Source organism: Mycobacterium seoulense (assembly GCF_010731595.1).
GTDB lineage: Bacteria > Actinomycetota > Actinomycetes > Mycobacteriales > Mycobacteriaceae > Mycobacterium > Mycobacterium seoulense.
The window spans coordinates 2,147,311-2,162,778 of the sequence record NZ_AP022582.1; the positions used below are offsets into that span (position 1 = coordinate 2,147,311).

Below are 15,468 nucleotides of genomic sequence, written 5' to 3' on the forward strand. Positions count from 1 at the left end.
ATGACCGTGGCTCCCGCCCCGACGCCTGTCCCGAAACCCGACGACGACTTCAAACTGTCCATTACACGTGCGCTGGCCGACCAGCTTCATTCCGCCTTAGCACGTTTAACTCCGGCGCCGCTATCCGTCGAAGAGCTTGGCCGCCTGCAGCAGCGGGGTGGGGTATACGTGCTCTTTGTTGACGGATCCCGTGTCTATGTCGGTAAAGCGGACACTTCACTGCCGGCACGCTTGACGCAACACATGCGGAAGTTGTCTGGCCGGGTAGGCCCGTTTGCGCGTGGGGCGGTCACATTTGTCTGCCTCTACGTGGATGAGGATCTCGAAGCGTCAGCACCCGAGAAGCTACTAATCAAGGCTTACATCGGCGAAGGCGGGGTGCCATGGAATAACAACGGATTCGGAAACAAAGACCCCGGCAGAAACCGGGACAACACCACTGTCAAGGCCAACCACTTCGATGCCCAATATCCCATCAACCTGAACTTTCCAGTCGCCCTTGACCCTGCCGTAGTTGGTGACAGCAATGCCTTGGACTGCATCACAGATCTGAAGAAGAGGCTTCCGTATCTGTTGCGATTCGAACGGGGCCATACGCACGAACTCCACGCCGCCGGATTGATCGCGCCAGCCATCGAGTTGCCGGTAAGACAGTGGATGGCGCTCGTTGTCGACGCTCTCCCTGGCTGGCTGGCGACAGCATTGCCGGGTTATGTGATTTTGTATAAGGAACAGAACCCTGACCGCTATCACAGCGCAATCGCGTACTGGCGGATGGAACCCGATGGCGTAGTGGTCGAGCGTGCCGGTCAGGCTCAACAAGCCCCTGCCGGAGTCATCGATGAAGGTTCGGGTGGCGACGAGACCGTTGATACTTCACAAGACGACCCCTGAGACACTTGCTTCAGGTTGAGGGATCGTGTCATCCCAAAGAGGTAACTTGATCGCGTGACTATGGGACTCGCGAGTAGTCGGCTGCGGAGTCGAGGCAACCGCTTCGTGGGAACGAGCATCGAACTCTTCACTGGCGGCGGCGGCCTTGCTCTTGCGCTTCACGAGGCTGGATTTCAGCACCTTTATGTGAACGAGGTCGAGCGAAGGGCCTGCGGCACTCTCCGGGTGAACGGAGCCGTCGACGTGGCACCTCCAGGCGTCCGCGACCGAAGCCTTCCATCGGCTGCAGCGGTGCTTAGGGCCGCGAAGTGGCCACTCTTGGAGCGGGATGTCCGCGAGCTGGACTTCACACGATGCGGAGCGCAAGTTGATGTGCTAGCAGGTGGCGTGCCTTGCCAGCCATTCTCCCTTGGCGGTGTGCATAAGGGACATCTCGATGAGCGCAATCTGTGGCCGGAGTTCGAGCGAGTTGTTAGACAGACACACCCACGGGTCTTCCTTGGGGAGAACGTCAAGGGTCTGACTCGGCCTAGCTTCGCGCCCTATTGGCGATACATACTCAGGTCGCTGTGTGCGCCCTTTGAGTCACGTCACGATAGCGAAAGCTGGGAGCAGCATAACCTGCGCTTAGCGCGAGTATTGAAGAAGGAAGGCGACCCCGCTGAGCGGTACGACGTCGAGGCGTACATCGTAAACGCAGCCGACTACGGTGTGCCTCAAGTCCGTTGGCGGGTATTCGTTGTAGGAGTCCGACGGGACCAGGCACTTGAGTGGAAGTTCCCCGACAAGACGCATAGCCGATACGGGTTGCATCGCGCCCAGAAGGAAGGAACGTACTGGCGTCAGCATTCGCTCAAAGCCGACCCCACACGGGTCATCCCTTGCTCAGATAAGGAAGACGACCTAGAGCGTTGGCTGACTCTGCGCGACGCAATCGGAGATCTGCCAGAGCCGGTAGAGGGTGTGGAAGCCCAAGGATGGCTTCATCACAAAGGCCACCCAGGTGCTCGGATCTACATGGGCCACACGCCGAATGACTTAGACCGTCCCGCCAAGACGGTGAAGGCGGGAGTCCACGGAGTGCCTGGGGGGGAAAGTGTTCTGAGGCAGGACGACGGCAGCGTTCGTTACCTGACAGTTCGCGAAACGGCAAGGATCATGACCTTCCCTGACACCTGGCAGCTTCACGGCCCGAGGGGTGAACAGATGCGGCAGTTGGGCAACGCAGTACCCGTCCGCTTGGGCCGGATTGTCGCCGACTCTATTGCCGAGGCACTGGTGAAAAGCGCGGAGCCACGCTCGGCTTGACTCCTCAGTTCTCGAGCTACTAACCCTGTTCTCCGTCGGTACTACTGTCAGAGTGTGCGGATGGAATCTTGGGCGTCGTCACCAGCCGTCCGTAACGTCATGCGTTCGAATCGGGGCCGCGATACTGGCCCTGAGATGAGGCTACGTCGAGCCCTGCACGCCGCCGGTCTGCGTTACCGGCTGAATGCGAGACCGATTCCCAACTCGCGAATGACGGTCGACGTGGTCTTCCCTCGCGCTCGAGTCGCTGTCGAGGTTCGCGGCTGCTTCTGGCATGGCTGCCCCAGACATCACCGACCATCGCACCTCAATGCCGACTTCTGGTCAGCGAAGATTAACGGCAATGTGAAACGAGATAAGGCCAAGGATGCTGCCCTCGAAGCCGCAGGCTGGACCCTCGTCGTTGTTTGGGAACACGACGAGGTCGCTGAGGCGGTTGAACGAGTTAAGGCGGCGATTCACCAGACCGGCGGCTCCGCCTAGGGGAGCACTCACGACACAGCGGACTAAGAACTGAATCACGAATCGCAGGCCATCGCGCTCCGCTATCGGAGCTCGCTCTAGCGTCGGTCGGTGGTTGTGGGACAGACCAACTTAAGACAAGTCAGCAGGGCGTCGGTCGTACCGATGGTCGCTACCGGCTACCGACGAGCCGCTCATGATCGCTCGGTCAGGCTGAACGAAATTAATGTCTTACCCCTGCTGGAAACTACGCACAGCAGCTAGCCAGAACCGTTACCTTCGATCGAAGGTTCCTGCTGGGCAGCCAGAAACAGAAGGCAATTAGGGGGTGGGTCCCACGCTATCCAACAACCAATGGGATGAGTACCTGAAGTGGAACACCGCCGTCGCCGACGTCATCTACCCTTTCGGCAACGAGGCGGCGGCCTATATGGACTTGGAGGCCAACGAGCTCGCCGACATCGCCGAGCGGGCGGGGCAACCTGGGCCGGACCCGGACAAGGCGCTGGCCGAGGCCGTGCGCGCGGTGGTGGTCGACTGCGACGACAAGCTTCATCTTCATCCATTGGAGTTCCGCACATCGGCGTGGAAGCGCTGCACGGATATCGAGTTGCCGCCACCGTGCCTGGCGTTCCTGGCGGTCAGCGCGTTGGCCGCCGAGGACATGGGCCAGTCCGGGGACAAGTTGGCCGCCCACGCGTACTACCCGCGTTTAGCCCGTCGGCTCGGGGTGCCTGAGGGCGATAAATCAGTCGAAACCCAGTACCGTAAACACGCCGAATTCTTCTGGCAGTGCTTGAACACCTGGCTCGTCAACCAGGACGGGAACCGCGGGCTGCCCACAGCATATGCGCTCACCCACCGCTACGTCGGGCTGCCGATGTCGCAGGCGCTCATCCGCGAGGGCGACCGCCGCAAGTTCCCTGAAATGTTCGCGCAGTACGGCCTGAGCCCTGGTATGCAGATCGCGCCCGACGCCCTCACCCGCTATCTCGACGACTGGCTAAAGCCGGGCTCGAGCGCGCCAGGCAACCTTGTCAAACTGTGGCAGCGCCCGACCAGCCACGAGCGGATCGCCTCGATCGCAGCGGTGGAGCTAAGCAACTGGGACGGCGTGCTTCCCCATGGCAGCACTGACCAGGTCCAGGCGGCGGCCCTTACCGCCCGCGCGGGCCTCGTGGTCAACCTCCGTTCTGGATTCCGCGGATCATCGCTGGAGATCGCACTCGGATTGCGACTGCCCGCTGACACCGACGGCAGGATGCAGGTCCTCTCTAGCGACCAGTCGTGGCTGCAGATCAACCTCGCTCCGGGAACGGCAGGCCTTTGGCGGACCTCGTACACCGAAGCCATCGACGCTGTTTCCATGCTCGAAGGTGTGGTGCGGATTCGACGCGCCGATGACGAAGCTGGGCCGGAGTATAAGCACTTCCCAAAGCAGATCATCCCATTGACCTACGACGAGCTGCAGTCTGCCTTCGTCGAGACCGAGCGCCTCCAACTGGGTGTCGACTCGCTGTTACTCGTGCGCACGCACGCGCAAAAGCAGGCGAAGATCAACATTCCGGAGCGGGTGCGTAGCGCGTTGGAGCAGGCTGCACGCCCCGGCTTCGAAATCGTGGAAACACTCCAAGGCCTGCCCGACGGCTGGGTGCTGTTCAAGAACGTCCAGCTGTTTAGCACACCGAGTACAGATATCAACGAACTGCTCCCGCTGGCCCAGAACCAGCTCACCATCGCCGGCGGACTGCGCATCCCGTCGCGTATCCGGAAATGGTCGACGCTGGCCCCGCCGGAAGTCCGGGCTATCGCGCAAACCGAATCCCATGTGCGCGTGACGATTACCCGCGCGGACTCCGACGACGTCATCCACGAATGGATTAGTGGCGAGGGTGCGATGGTCGCGCCGCTCGACGAGCTCAACCTGACGGACGCTGACTACCGGTTGTCGCTGTTCGTCGGCACCGGCAAAGATCCGGTTCAACAGTCCTCCATTCGATTGCGGTCGAGCCGCAATGTTGACGTCCTCTGGCACGACGCACCTCGCCTGGTGTATCCGTTGACCAATGGCATGGGCGTGGTCTCGGCGTCCGAACGTGGCGGTGAGGATTACGCCTGCGTCGTCGACGGGCTGGTGACGTCAGGCGACGAGTCGGGGGTCGTTCCGAGCGTGCATGCCGCTGGGTCGGTCAGCTGGCGCGAGCCTCGGCAGAGTGTGGCGCGGGTTCCGATTCAGATCGGCACGCCCGATCCTGGCTCATGTGTCGTCACCGGTGCGCACTACCTCGAGTACCCGCCGTTCCTAGGCGGCTGGCAACCCAAATACATTCAAGGCACTTGCCGCTACTGCGGTTTGGTCAAACGTTCCCCGGGTTGGATCAGCAACTCGGGCTCACGCTCGGCTGGGCAACGCTCATCCACGATCAGCACCGTGGAGGTGCGGGATCTACCGAAGGCTGACGAAAACGAAGCGGACTGGGACGCGGCCCTGGACGCCCTCAGACACCTGGGCGGCGGTCCTATCGCGTCTTTGAATCAGATCGCGTTGCAACTGGAAGGCACTGCGTTGTTCGCTGAGAATTTCCGGCGGACGCTGGAAATGCTCGGCCACATCGCCGTCGAACGCGACAACCGTTGGCGCCCGACCCGGTGGGAGGTCTCCCCGCCCTGCCTCGCCGAAACCACAGACGGCGAGTACCGGTTCACCGGCTTCTGGGCGCCAGACGACATTGAGAGCATCGTCGACGAGGCGGCCGGCTACGGCGGCCAGTTCGCCCAGCATCCCAGCGCTGACGCGCCGACCGAATATGGCGTCACCGGTGTCAGCCAAGACGACGCGGCGGACTTGGTCGACGAGGACAGCGATGTGACCGTCGTCGACGACGCAGGTATGCGGATGCTGCGCGCTCTGCCGAGGCTGTCCGAGGTCGCCGCGGCACTGGCCCGTGCCGGCATGCCCGGGTTCGACTCGGCCGAACGGTTCGACGTTTCTTCGGCCAGTTGGGTGCCGACCGGAGACCCATACGCCGCCGGTGCATACCGGTTGCGGAGGGGCTTCGAGACGGCCTATGTCTTCCGGAGCGCGGCCGACGTAGAGTACTCGACAGCGGCACTGGCCCCACCTTCGCTGGTTAAGCACCTGGCCGCCAACATGATTGGCACATCCCTGGTGAGCTACCAAAGCGACACACAGAGAGCTCTGGTACCTCTCGGTGCGGACCTCCCAGGACTGTACGGGCGAGCGATCGTTGCGATGTCGGGCGCGCTGCCGCAGCCGAAACAGCTGTCGTTCAATAAAAACCGACGGACCAGCCTTGTATATACAGATATCGGTCGGGACGCAGCCGATCTGCTGGTCACACTGTTCACCACTTAGGAGACGAATCGTGGATCACCAGACCACCCCCGTCACGCTCGCTATCGGACTGCGTGACGCCTTCCTCCGGTACTTCGACACCGCATTCTGGCTCAACGACGAGTCGGTGATGAGGGAGCGCCGCACCCTGCTAGAGCAACCGGGCGCATTGGTCGGGCAGATCATGCTCGAGCCGGTTATCCCCCACGCCAGCACCGAACGACTATTGGATGTCGCCGCACGCGTAAGTATTTCCGAGCGGGTCGCCCGGGATGTCGCAAGAGCCGTCTTCCCTAATGTCGCAGCCGACGACCTAAAGCTTCGCGAACATCAGGCCCGAGCTATCGCCCATCACTTCAAAAGCGGCAACTCCCCCGAGCGCAACGTCGTCGTCACCTCCGGCACCGGTTCAGGTAAGACCGAGGCATTCCTGCTGCCGCTGCTGCTGCGCCTGACGGCCGAGGCACACACCTGGCCCACCCAACACGACGCCCAGTGGTGGTGGGAGTCAGATAACCCACACTTTATCCCGATGCGCCACCCAGAAACCCGCGCGCCGGCGATCCGCGGACTGATTCTGTATCCGACCAACGCACTGGTCGAGGATCAGATGACCCGTTTACGTCGCGCCGTCCGTGAGTTGCGCGCGCTGATGCCCGGCAACCCGATCTGGTTCGGCCGGTACACCGGCAATACCCTGGGCTCGAATAGCAAGCCATCAAAAGCAGCCGCAGCTGAAATCGCAGCCGAATTGCGTTCCTACCAAAGGCAATTCAACGAGTTGCAGAAGTCGCGTGATGCGGGACGCGATATCGATCTTAGTCAGTTCCCCGATCCGAAATCAGGGGAGATGATGACCCGCTGGGATATGGTCGACCGCGCACCGGACATCATGGTCACCAACTACTCGATGCTCAACACCATGATGATGCGGCATTTCGAGCAATCAATCTTCGCGCAGACCGCAGCGTGGCTGAAAGCCGACTCAAATCACGTCTTCACATTAGTGATAGATGAGTTGCACATCTATCGCGGCACATCGGGCAGTGAGGTCGCGATGATCCTGCGAGCGCTGTTTCGCCGGCTTGGGATATCTCCGGACAGCCCGCAGTTGCGGGTGATCGCGACATCTGCGTCATTGGACGAATCCGAGGCTAGTTGGCGCTATCTTGAGCAGTTTTTCGGGGTTTCGCCCGCCACCTTCACCATTCAACCTGGCCAGCAGATTCCGCTGCGCACTGAGACGGGGCCGATTAGTGACGACCCGGTGACGATTTCGCACCGACTGGCCGCCGCGTGTATCGATCCCCAAGAGCAGCGGCTGCGGGCGACCTCTATCGACGACATCGCGAGTCGGCTCTTTCCCGCTTCCACAGACGGCCCAAACGAAGTCGCGAAACTACTACAGCGACTTGCGGATTCAGACCCGGGGGCCGCATCAAGTGAACAAATCCCGTTCCGTGGGCACCTGTTCGTGCGGACTCCGCACGGATTGTGGGCGTGTTCGAACCCCGAGTGCACCTGGGTGACCGAAGCATCGCCAGAACGAAAGATTGGTCGCCTCTACGACACCCCGCTTAGTGCTTGCGCGTCGTGCGGTTCCCGGGTGCTCGAATTGTTGTATTGCTATGAGTGCGGTGACGTCAGTCTCGGCGGCTTCATCGTTCCCACCGAAAATGATTACGACGAGATCCTCTTATCGCCTGGGCCAGTGACCGAAGAGCAAGGGGGCAAGTTGGTCTTCCATCGCCCAGCCACCGACTTCTTCTGGTATCGCCCAGGGGTGCCCGAAGACTTGCCCCGCGACTGGACCAAGGACGACCGCAGCCTCAAACTCGCGTTCGCCACCACCAAATGGGATCCCGCAATCGGAGCTGCCGACCCGTCCGCCAATCCTGCCAACGCAACGGGCGTAAGTCTCAAGGTGGCTGGCCAAAAGCCGGAAGATCGGATTCCCGCCTTGCCGGACCGGTGTCCGGCATGCGGCTTTATCTCCCGTCGGGTGACCAACTTCCGTGAGGGCGAGCTTTTTTCCCCGATCCGATCACATGGTGCTGGTACGGCCGCCTCGATACAACTCTATCTATCGCAACTCATCCGATCCCTGGCGGGTGGGAGAATGGGCAGGCAGGCGATCGCCGATGCCAAGACAATTGTCTTCAACGACAGCCGCGACGACGCCGCCCGCACCGCTGCCGGCGTTGCGCTTAATCATCATCGCCGCCTGGTTGGGCAGGTCGTACTTCAGGAGATCAAGGCGGGCCCGGACGGGCTGGCGGCACTGGATGCCATCATGAATAACGCGCCAGCCACCGCGCAGGAGAAAGGCCTTGGTCGAGCGGTGGTCGCGCGGATGAAGCAGAAGACCGGAATCCCACTAGATGCTTCCGAAGAACAGGCCCTCGCAGACGCGATCGAGAAACTCGGGCAGAGCTCCAGTATTTCGTTCAGCGAGCTGTGTAATAAGGTCACCGACGTCCTTGTGTCGCTGGGAGCCAATCCGGGCGGGCCCAATCCGTATAACCAGCAGCTGGAGGACCAGTTGTGGGGAACGACTCCGTGGTATCGCGCCTTCCCGCCGCCCGCACCCGGCCTGTGGGCTGAGCCGCCGCTCCTCCAGGGCCAAGAGAAATTGCGGTCAGCGCTTCGAGTGTCCGTTATCGAGACAACTTTCGACCGGGCCCGGCGAGACTTAGAGAACGTGGGTATCGCCTTCGCCGCCGTCGACGGTTGGGAACCCGTCGACGGTCCGCTTGATAAAATCCAACAATCCGAGCTCCTGGCCAGTGTGCTGCGAATTCTAGGGCTGTGGGGCCGCACGGAGAACAGCACTAAGGGCGGCGTTCATCCCGAAGCTTTAACTCCGAGACCGGTAAAGAAGTACCTCGAATCCGTCGCTGCCAAGTTAGGGATCAGCGAGGCAGCCGTAGACCGCCAGTTGGACGATCTGGTCGCCGATTCAGCTGTCAGCCGCGCAATATCCGGATGGCTTCTAAGAACAACCTCGATCGATTCCAGCCTTGTGTTACAGCGTGGCACGGGAAAGATGTGGCGTTGTACGCGCTGCAATTTCGGGCACTTGCATCCAAGTCTCGGAGTCTGCGCGAACCGGCAGTGTTTCCACGGCGACCTGACACTGGTCGAGATCGACGAGGAATCCGAAATCGACTATTACGCGTGGCTGGCGCATCAAGCGCCGCGTCGACTCGCCATCGCAGAGCTGACGGGTCAGACGAAACCTCTTTCTGAGCAACGGGATAGACAACGGTGGTTCAAGGGCGCGTTCATACAGAACGAGAACGACCTAACCGACGAGCTTGACGTGCTATCCGTGACGACGACCATGGAGGTCGGGGTCGACATCGGCTTACTGCGCTCTACGATGATGGCCAATATGCCGCCACAGCGGTTCAACTATCAGCAGCGCGTCGGACGCGCTGGCCGTGCCGGCCAACCGCTGAGCTACGCAGTTACCATGTGCCGGGAGCGCAGCCACGACGAGTACTACTACAACCGAGCCGACCGCATTACCGGCGACATCCCGCCGCAGCCATTCCTCGACCTCACCAGAACCCGGATCATCCAGCGTGTAGCCGCAAGCGAGTGCCTGTATGAGGCGTTCGCGTCGTCGACACCGGGACCCGAGTGGACTTCGGATAGCAGCCACGGCACCTTCGGGCAGTTTGCAGAGTGGCCGGCCTACCGTCCCGCAGTCGCGGCGTGGCTGGCCCTTTCGCCGCACGTCGACCAGATCGTCGACCGTCTCGTCGCACACACGCCGCTTGAAGAATCGAAAATCGACGAGATCCGCGCATGGTTGAAGCACAAACTGGTTGATGAGATCGACGAGGTCGTCGCCTTCGAAATTGGGTCAGCTGATACCGAGCTGAGCAAAGCTCTTGCGGCGGACGGCAAATTACCGATGTTTGGATTTCCCACTCGGGTCAGGAACCTGTGGTATTCGGCGATTAACAATCGAAACGCCTTCCTCAACAACATCGTTAGCGACCGTCCGCTGTCGATGGCGATCAGCTCGTTCGCGCCAGGTGCGCAAGTAGTGAAGGACGGGCTGACCCATCGGGCGGCCGGATTTGCCGCATATCGACCCAAGGGAAGGCTAATAGAGGCTGTAGAACCGTTGGGTACACCGCACCCAATCGGAAGATGTAAGCGATGCGGCCGCACCGAGCTGGGGCAGAGCACGAGCTGCAACACATGCCACGACACACTCCAGCAGATCACCCTCTATGAGCCACGCGGTTTCCGAACTGACTACAAGCCAAAGCCTTTCGACGAGGAGTTGGATATCCTACGCGGTGCCGGCAGCCCGGAACTGACCGTACCCGCATTACCCACCTCACGCGCGAAATTGGATCGCATCGACCTCGATCTCTACGAACAGAGCAGGTTGGTGTCCATCAACGACAACATGTCGAGGGGATTTAAACTGGTTCCACAACCCGACGGAACATACGTTGGGGAGGCGGGACTCCCCAACGTGTCGCCGCTGCTGACAATTGGTGAGATTCGAGTCACCGATGCTCTGCAGGTCGTTCCGAGTCGTCTGGACGTGAAGACCGGCGCGGTTGCGCTGTACGACCAACCGTCGGGGAAGGCGGCCTATACGTCGTTCGCCGAGGTCCTCTCCAACGGCGCGCAGGTCTACTTAGACCTCGATCCGATCGAATTACTCGCCGGCCTAACGCCTTTGCGCCTTCCCATGTTTGGGGCTGAATCGCCGGACAGCAAGGCCCAGGTGGCCGCTGCGGTGTTCCTCGCCGACGCGGCCGCGAACGGCGCCGGATACGCAGCCGAACTGGGGCAGCCCGACCTTTTCGAACAGTTGTTGAATAGCATTCTGAGCGACCGGAGTACCCTGTGGGACCACCCCGGTCACCGGGAGCGGTGCGATACATCTTGCCCGGATTGCCTTCGTACGTACCATAATTCGCGTCAGCACTCGTTGCTGGACTGGCGCCTAGCCCTCGACATGCTGGAGTTGGCTAACGGCAAGCGATTGACGCTAGGCAGGTCGCTGCCTGCGAATCAGCCGTGGATCAAGACCGCCGCGGAGGCAATGGATGCATCGGCGGACTGCATCAATGAGGTGCCCATTGTGACGCGCGGCGACAACTGCGTCGTTCTCTGCCATCCGTTATGGCGCCTCGAGCCGGCGCTATTTGTTGATGACCAAGCAGAAGCGTATGACGAAGCCATGGATCGCTTCCGCCACGTGGAAGTCCAGGACATCCGTGTATTTCGGACCAACCCGCTGTCGATTTGGGCGCAACTTAATGCTTAATCCGCCTCGCCCACACCCCCGTTTTGTCGACCGCATCACCCCAACCATTCTGAGCGGACTGAGCATGTGTGTCTGGCGAGTGGGGTTTGGGCGTGACCCAGCGATGTCCTCCTTGGACCGATGGAGCCCGGCAGCAGCACTCGGCACCGTGGTTCATTCGGTCAAGCGACAGTTCGGAGACCCCAAGGGATTCGAAGCGATATGGGATGCCGCAGTCGCCACCGCGCAGGCCAAGCTCGCTGCGGAGTGGGCTCCGGCTACCCCCCCGTCACCAGATAACTGGCCAGGATGGTCGTTAACCAAGACGCGCATCCGCAAGGCATGGCTCCGCTCTGAGTCTGGGCCTGCGCCCCGGACGGTAGCGGCGCAGCGCGGTTTCCTTCCGCCTCTACCGTGGCGCGAACTTCGGCTGGATCATCCGAGTCTCCCGCTGGCCGGCCAGCCTGACCTGGTAGAGCGAGTCGATGGGAAGATTTGGGTTCTCGATACGAAAACCGGTCTGCGTCAAGCAAATCCGTCATCGGACCAGCGCGACCAGTTGTTAATCTACTGTGCGTTAGTACAAGCCAATCTGGGTGAGATGCCCGCTGCCGCTGCCATCGAGACGTCTCGGGGTGAGCGGTACTCCTTTGCGGTCGATCCGAACGAAGTCAAGACCCTGGTGGAACGAGCCGTCGACACGCTCGACCGTTTCAACTCCGCCGCAGCTGACGGCTTCGACGAGAGCATGGCATCACCATCGGCCGAAGCCTGCGGATGGTGTCCATTCCGCATCGCCTGCCATCCGTTCTTTCGGGCGTATGACGAGACCTGGGAGATATCCCACGCGGTATTGTTCACGGTCGAATCGGCTGATGTTCGGGAGCACGGTGCGCATGTGGAAGGTGTCGTGCACCTTCCGCTTTGGCGAGCCGACCAGAAGTTCACCTCGACCGCGTTCCCGTTCCAGCCGGTACCTGCCGTCGGCGAGACATGGGGCGCGGCCGATTACGTCGGAACGGGCTCCTCGGCAGTGGCAGCCTGGAACACAACGACCTTCAGATGGTTCTAACGGCCGGCAAAGCGTGGCCGCGAGATCTGTTCAATGGCTCAGCGGTGTGATTTTCGCGTGCTATTGCTGGCACGGGTCGTCTCCCACTAAAACCGCCGGCGCATCTAGATCCGACAAGCGTCCGTACGAAAGCTGTCAGTTGCGCGCTGAAAGCCGTCCTCAGTGTGCCGGTGGCGACTGAACCTTCGTGCCATCCATCTCGGTTCTCGGTGGCAGACTCAAGCACGTCAGGTCTACCAACGACGCAAACGGGGGCGCGATGGAAGAGAGTGCCATCGATGGCGAGCGACGCCTAAATATCTATTGCATTGCATTGCCCGAACCAGTTGGAATTCAGCAAAACGTTACCTTGCATTTCGTCTATGACGAAAGAAATACCCCTTATTTAAAGACGCCAACAATTAACATAAGCCCTTCAGATCTTCTCTGTCGTGTTGGAGCTATGGATGATGTCGTCATAAAGTTCACACACGTGCCGACGGCGCCTTCCGACTTCCTGATCAGATCCGCAGCCGCTGTTGCAGTTTTCGGTCACGTGACAGGCGAAACAGACGCCGCAAAAGCAGTAGATCCGAGACAATTCATTGAGGATTCCGGCGACAAATTCAAACCAAGCAAGATAGTTTCGGTGGCCGAAGTTGCAGTGTTCGACACTGTCTCAGCCCAAACCGCGCCGCGAGAAACCGAAATCGAGGATCTCACCGACCCTTTGCTGAGAGCATTGCACTGCCTTCAACATCTTGTTCGCGCATACAACCTTACAGCTGAACGTCCTGCAGCCATACCGAGGTACCAGCGTGTCGGACCCAAGGTCCCCCATGCGCGACGTTTATTAAGGCCGGGCTCCGCGTGGGAGAAGTTTCTTCAACCGTTGGATCACGACAACATTGCAGACCGTCCTCCTAAATTACTGGGACCCGAAAAACTCGCGCAGATCCTGGACAATGTACAGCTCCTGTCAGCAGCGGATCCCCGATCAATTTATTATGAGACATTTATGCAAGCACAGTGTCTCGCGCTGCGCGATGGCGAATACTCAAGCGCCATTCTTAGGAGCGCACAGGCATGCGAAGTGCTGTTCGACGGGATACTCGGACTCCTTTTATGGGAAGAGCTCGGTGGCGCGCCACACGCCGACGGACCTGTCGACAAAGCAGCAGAGATATTCTCTAATGATTTACGACCCAGATTAAAGAATGCCTATCATCCCCTCCTGGGTGGGCGTTGGAATCTAACCGAAAAGGGCACATTATCGGACTGGTCCGAATTGGTCGCGACGCCACGAAACCGGATCGTCCATCGTGGATATCAACCGCGGGCCGACGAGGCGGCGGAGGCACTCAACGCAACCCAGGCACTCGATGACTTCATCACAGGCCTTGTAGCCGCTCGCGCTAAGCGGTTCCCACGGACCGCACTCATGTGGGTGACCGAACAAGGCTTAATGGACGCGGGTAAGTGGCCACTCGTGCGTGCCTTCGCGCGCGAGAGGCAACGATCTGAACCCCCGTGGCGCGATAACTACGCATCGTGGCGACAAAGAGTAGACGCCACAATTACTCCGCGCAGACGAAAAAAATCGCAGTAGTCACATTCCTGCTGCGTATTGGCATCGGCAGTGTTCCCGGCGGCTCTGCCCGAGGCCCTAGGACGCGCTGCCGCCTGAGCCGAGCGACCTAGGCCGCGGGGCACCCATGGGCGCCGTTCATCTCGGGCCGTGCTTCACCGCCGCGCGGAGAATCGTTCACAAAGCCCGCGGAGCGACGGCGCCCGGCGACCCGGTGCGACCGTTAGTTCAGCCCGCGCCGTGTCGCCTGACTGCATACAGGGAGTAGACACGTGGTCCAGCCCGCGAGTGCCGGCCATCGCGCAGTGGCGTCGGCCGGTCCCGGCAGCACCCCAGGCCTCCAGCGGGGCACGCGCCTATCCAGGCGACCCAATTGGCCCGTGAGCCGGTTACAGAGACTACCCCGGCCGAAGCGGGGGTCTTTGGTTGAGCCGCTGTGGATTTAAAGCACGATCTTGATGGCCTCCGACCGGCGGTGCTTGCTCCACTGCTGAACGAGCAGGTTGTAGCACGTCATGGCCCAACCGCCGGTGCCTGAGTGCTGGGTACCGCCAGCCGAGCTGATTGAGTGAACCTTGCCGCGCCAGGCTTCGGCGTGCCTCGCCTTAGCGGTCTTCTTCGCCAACTCGTCGTCGTTGTCGACAAGGGCGCCATGGCGGCCGAGGAACTTGCCGATGCCACCGAGCAGCATCCCGTCCCAGGTCGCTGCCGTGTAACCCCATGCTTTTTCGGCGACAGTAAGCGTCCGGTCGAGGGTCTCCGCACCGTACTTGTCGGTGATCCGAAGGACGCCGTTGATCGCGCGCACAGAATTCGCGCTCGTGGCCCCGATGTTGGGGTCGTGAGCCACCAGCGTCTCTTCGGTGTCGACGAAGAGCGGAATCCCTCCGGTGAGCCCGATCACGTACTCATCGATCGCAGAGAGGGGCGTGAACTCTCACGATTTTTTAGCCAGCGGCCTAACTGCCCACCGCCTTGAAGGAAACCCGCTCTAAGGTCGAGGTGGCAATGCCGATAGCCACCCGTCCGAAAGCAATTCCAGTAGTTGCCCGTCCGGATCGCGGATCATCGCCATCGCATCGGTCACCGTCGCGTCGACCACCGCTCCCCCAAACTCAGCAACCTTTTCCAACACACCGTCGAGATCGGACACCGAGAACGAGATGTGCGTCAGCCCAATCTGATCCATCACGCGTTGCGTCCCGGCGTGGACCTGACGCTTCGAGTAGTCCATGAGTTCGAGCACAAAGCCGTCGCGCACCAGGTAGGTCGCGTGCACGCCGAGCGGCTCGGGAAGCTGCACCAGCTTCGCGGTGGGACCGTCGGGCGGATCAAGCTCCCACCAGAACTGAAACCCGAGCACATTCTCATAGAACCGCCGCGACCGCTCGCGATCGGAGACACACAAGCCGACATGGTTGAAGGTCGTCCGGTGACTACTCATCGCGGCCTTTCTCGACACAACACCGAGCGTAATAATGCAAAGATAGTGCAGATAGCCGAGCGCTCGGCACGGTGGAGGACGGACC

The 15,468-nt window shown here is 60.8% G+C and carries 9 protein-coding genes; 7 read left to right on the top strand and 2 right to left on the bottom strand.

Annotation, left to right across the window (positions count from 1 at the left end; all coding sequences use genetic code 11):
* The 7 genes from G6N37_RS09900 (at position 1) to G6N37_RS09930 (ending at position 13,960) form a co-directional block, all read left to right on the top strand.
* Entirely contained in the window at positions 1 to 894 is an 894-nt protein-coding gene (locus G6N37_RS09900) for a GIY-YIG nuclease family protein (RefSeq protein ID WP_163679323.1), read from the top strand.
* A gap of 60 nt (positions 895 to 954) precedes the next feature.
* On the top strand, positions 955 to 2,202 hold the full coding sequence (locus tag G6N37_RS26605) for a DNA cytosine methyltransferase (protein ID WP_163684833.1): 1,248 nt from the start codon (positions 955 to 957) through the stop codon (positions 2,200 to 2,202).
* A 60-nt stretch (positions 2,203 to 2,262) separates the two neighbouring features.
* Positions 2,263 to 2,685 (top strand): very short patch repair endonuclease, encoded by a 423-nt coding sequence (locus tag G6N37_RS09910; RefSeq protein ID WP_163679327.1) that lies wholly within the window; start codon positions 2,263 to 2,265, stop codon positions 2,683 to 2,685.
* Between the two features lie 307 nt (positions 2,686 to 2,992).
* Positions 2,993 to 6,040 carry a hypothetical protein gene (locus G6N37_RS09915; RefSeq protein ID WP_163679330.1) on the top strand — a complete coding sequence of 1,016 codons (3,048 nt, stop codon included), beginning with the start codon at positions 2,993 to 2,995 and terminating at the stop codon, positions 6,038 to 6,040.
* A gap of 10 nt (positions 6,041 to 6,050) precedes the next feature.
* Positions 6,051 to 11,321, top strand: coding sequence for a DEAD/DEAH box helicase (locus G6N37_RS09920; protein WP_232075388.1), 5,271 nt, complete (start codon positions 6,051 to 6,053; stop codon positions 11,319 to 11,321).
* Positions 11,322 to 11,424: 103 nt separating this feature from the next.
* Positions 11,425 to 12,372, top strand: coding sequence for a RecB family exonuclease (locus tag G6N37_RS09925; RefSeq protein ID WP_163679333.1), 948 nt, complete (start codon positions 11,425 to 11,427; stop codon positions 12,370 to 12,372).
* 259 nt (positions 12,373 to 12,631) lie between these two features.
* Entirely contained in the window at positions 12,632 to 13,960 is a 1,329-nt protein-coding gene (locus G6N37_RS09930; protein ID WP_163679336.1) for a hypothetical protein, read from the top strand.
* 421 nt (positions 13,961 to 14,381) lie between these two features.
* On the opposite strand, the gene G6N37_RS09935 is transcribed toward G6N37_RS09930, so the two are convergent.
* Both G6N37_RS09935 and G6N37_RS09940 read right to left on the bottom strand, forming a co-directional pair.
* The gene (locus G6N37_RS09935) at positions 14,382 to 14,843 is read right to left on the bottom strand and encodes a hypothetical protein (protein WP_163679340.1); all 462 of its coding nucleotides are present in this window, start codon (positions 14,841 to 14,843) and stop codon (positions 14,382 to 14,384) included.
* Between the two features lie 87 nt (positions 14,844 to 14,930).
* Positions 14,931 to 15,383: a VOC family protein gene (locus G6N37_RS09940; RefSeq protein WP_163684845.1), complete on the bottom strand. Its 453-nt coding sequence runs from the start codon at positions 15,381 to 15,383 to the stop codon at positions 14,931 to 14,933.
* Between the last annotated feature and the right edge of the window lie 85 nt (positions 15,384 to 15,468).

What these genes read in the sequence shown, in the direction of transcription:
- G6N37_RS09900 (WP_163679323.1), top strand. Translation starts at nt 1, where the DNA reads ATGACCGTGGCTCCCGCCCCGACGCCTGTCCCGAAACCCGACGACGAC.
- G6N37_RS26605 (WP_163684833.1), top strand. Translation starts at nt 955, where the DNA reads ATGGGACTCGCGAGTAGTCGGCTGCGGAGTCGAGGCAACCGCTTCGTG.
- G6N37_RS09910 (WP_163679327.1), top strand. Translation starts at nt 2,263, where the DNA reads ATGGAATCTTGGGCGTCGTCACCAGCCGTCCGTAACGTCATGCGTTCG.
- G6N37_RS09925 (WP_163679333.1), top strand. Translation starts at nt 11,425, where the DNA reads ATGTCCTCCTTGGACCGATGGAGCCCGGCAGCAGCACTCGGCACCGTG.
- G6N37_RS09930 (WP_163679336.1), top strand. Translation starts at nt 12,632, where the DNA reads ATGGAAGAGAGTGCCATCGATGGCGAGCGACGCCTAAATATCTATTGC.
- G6N37_RS09940 (WP_163684845.1), bottom strand. Translation starts at nt 15,383, where the DNA reads ATGAGTAGTCACCGGACGACCTTCAACCATGTCGGCTTGTGTGTCTCC.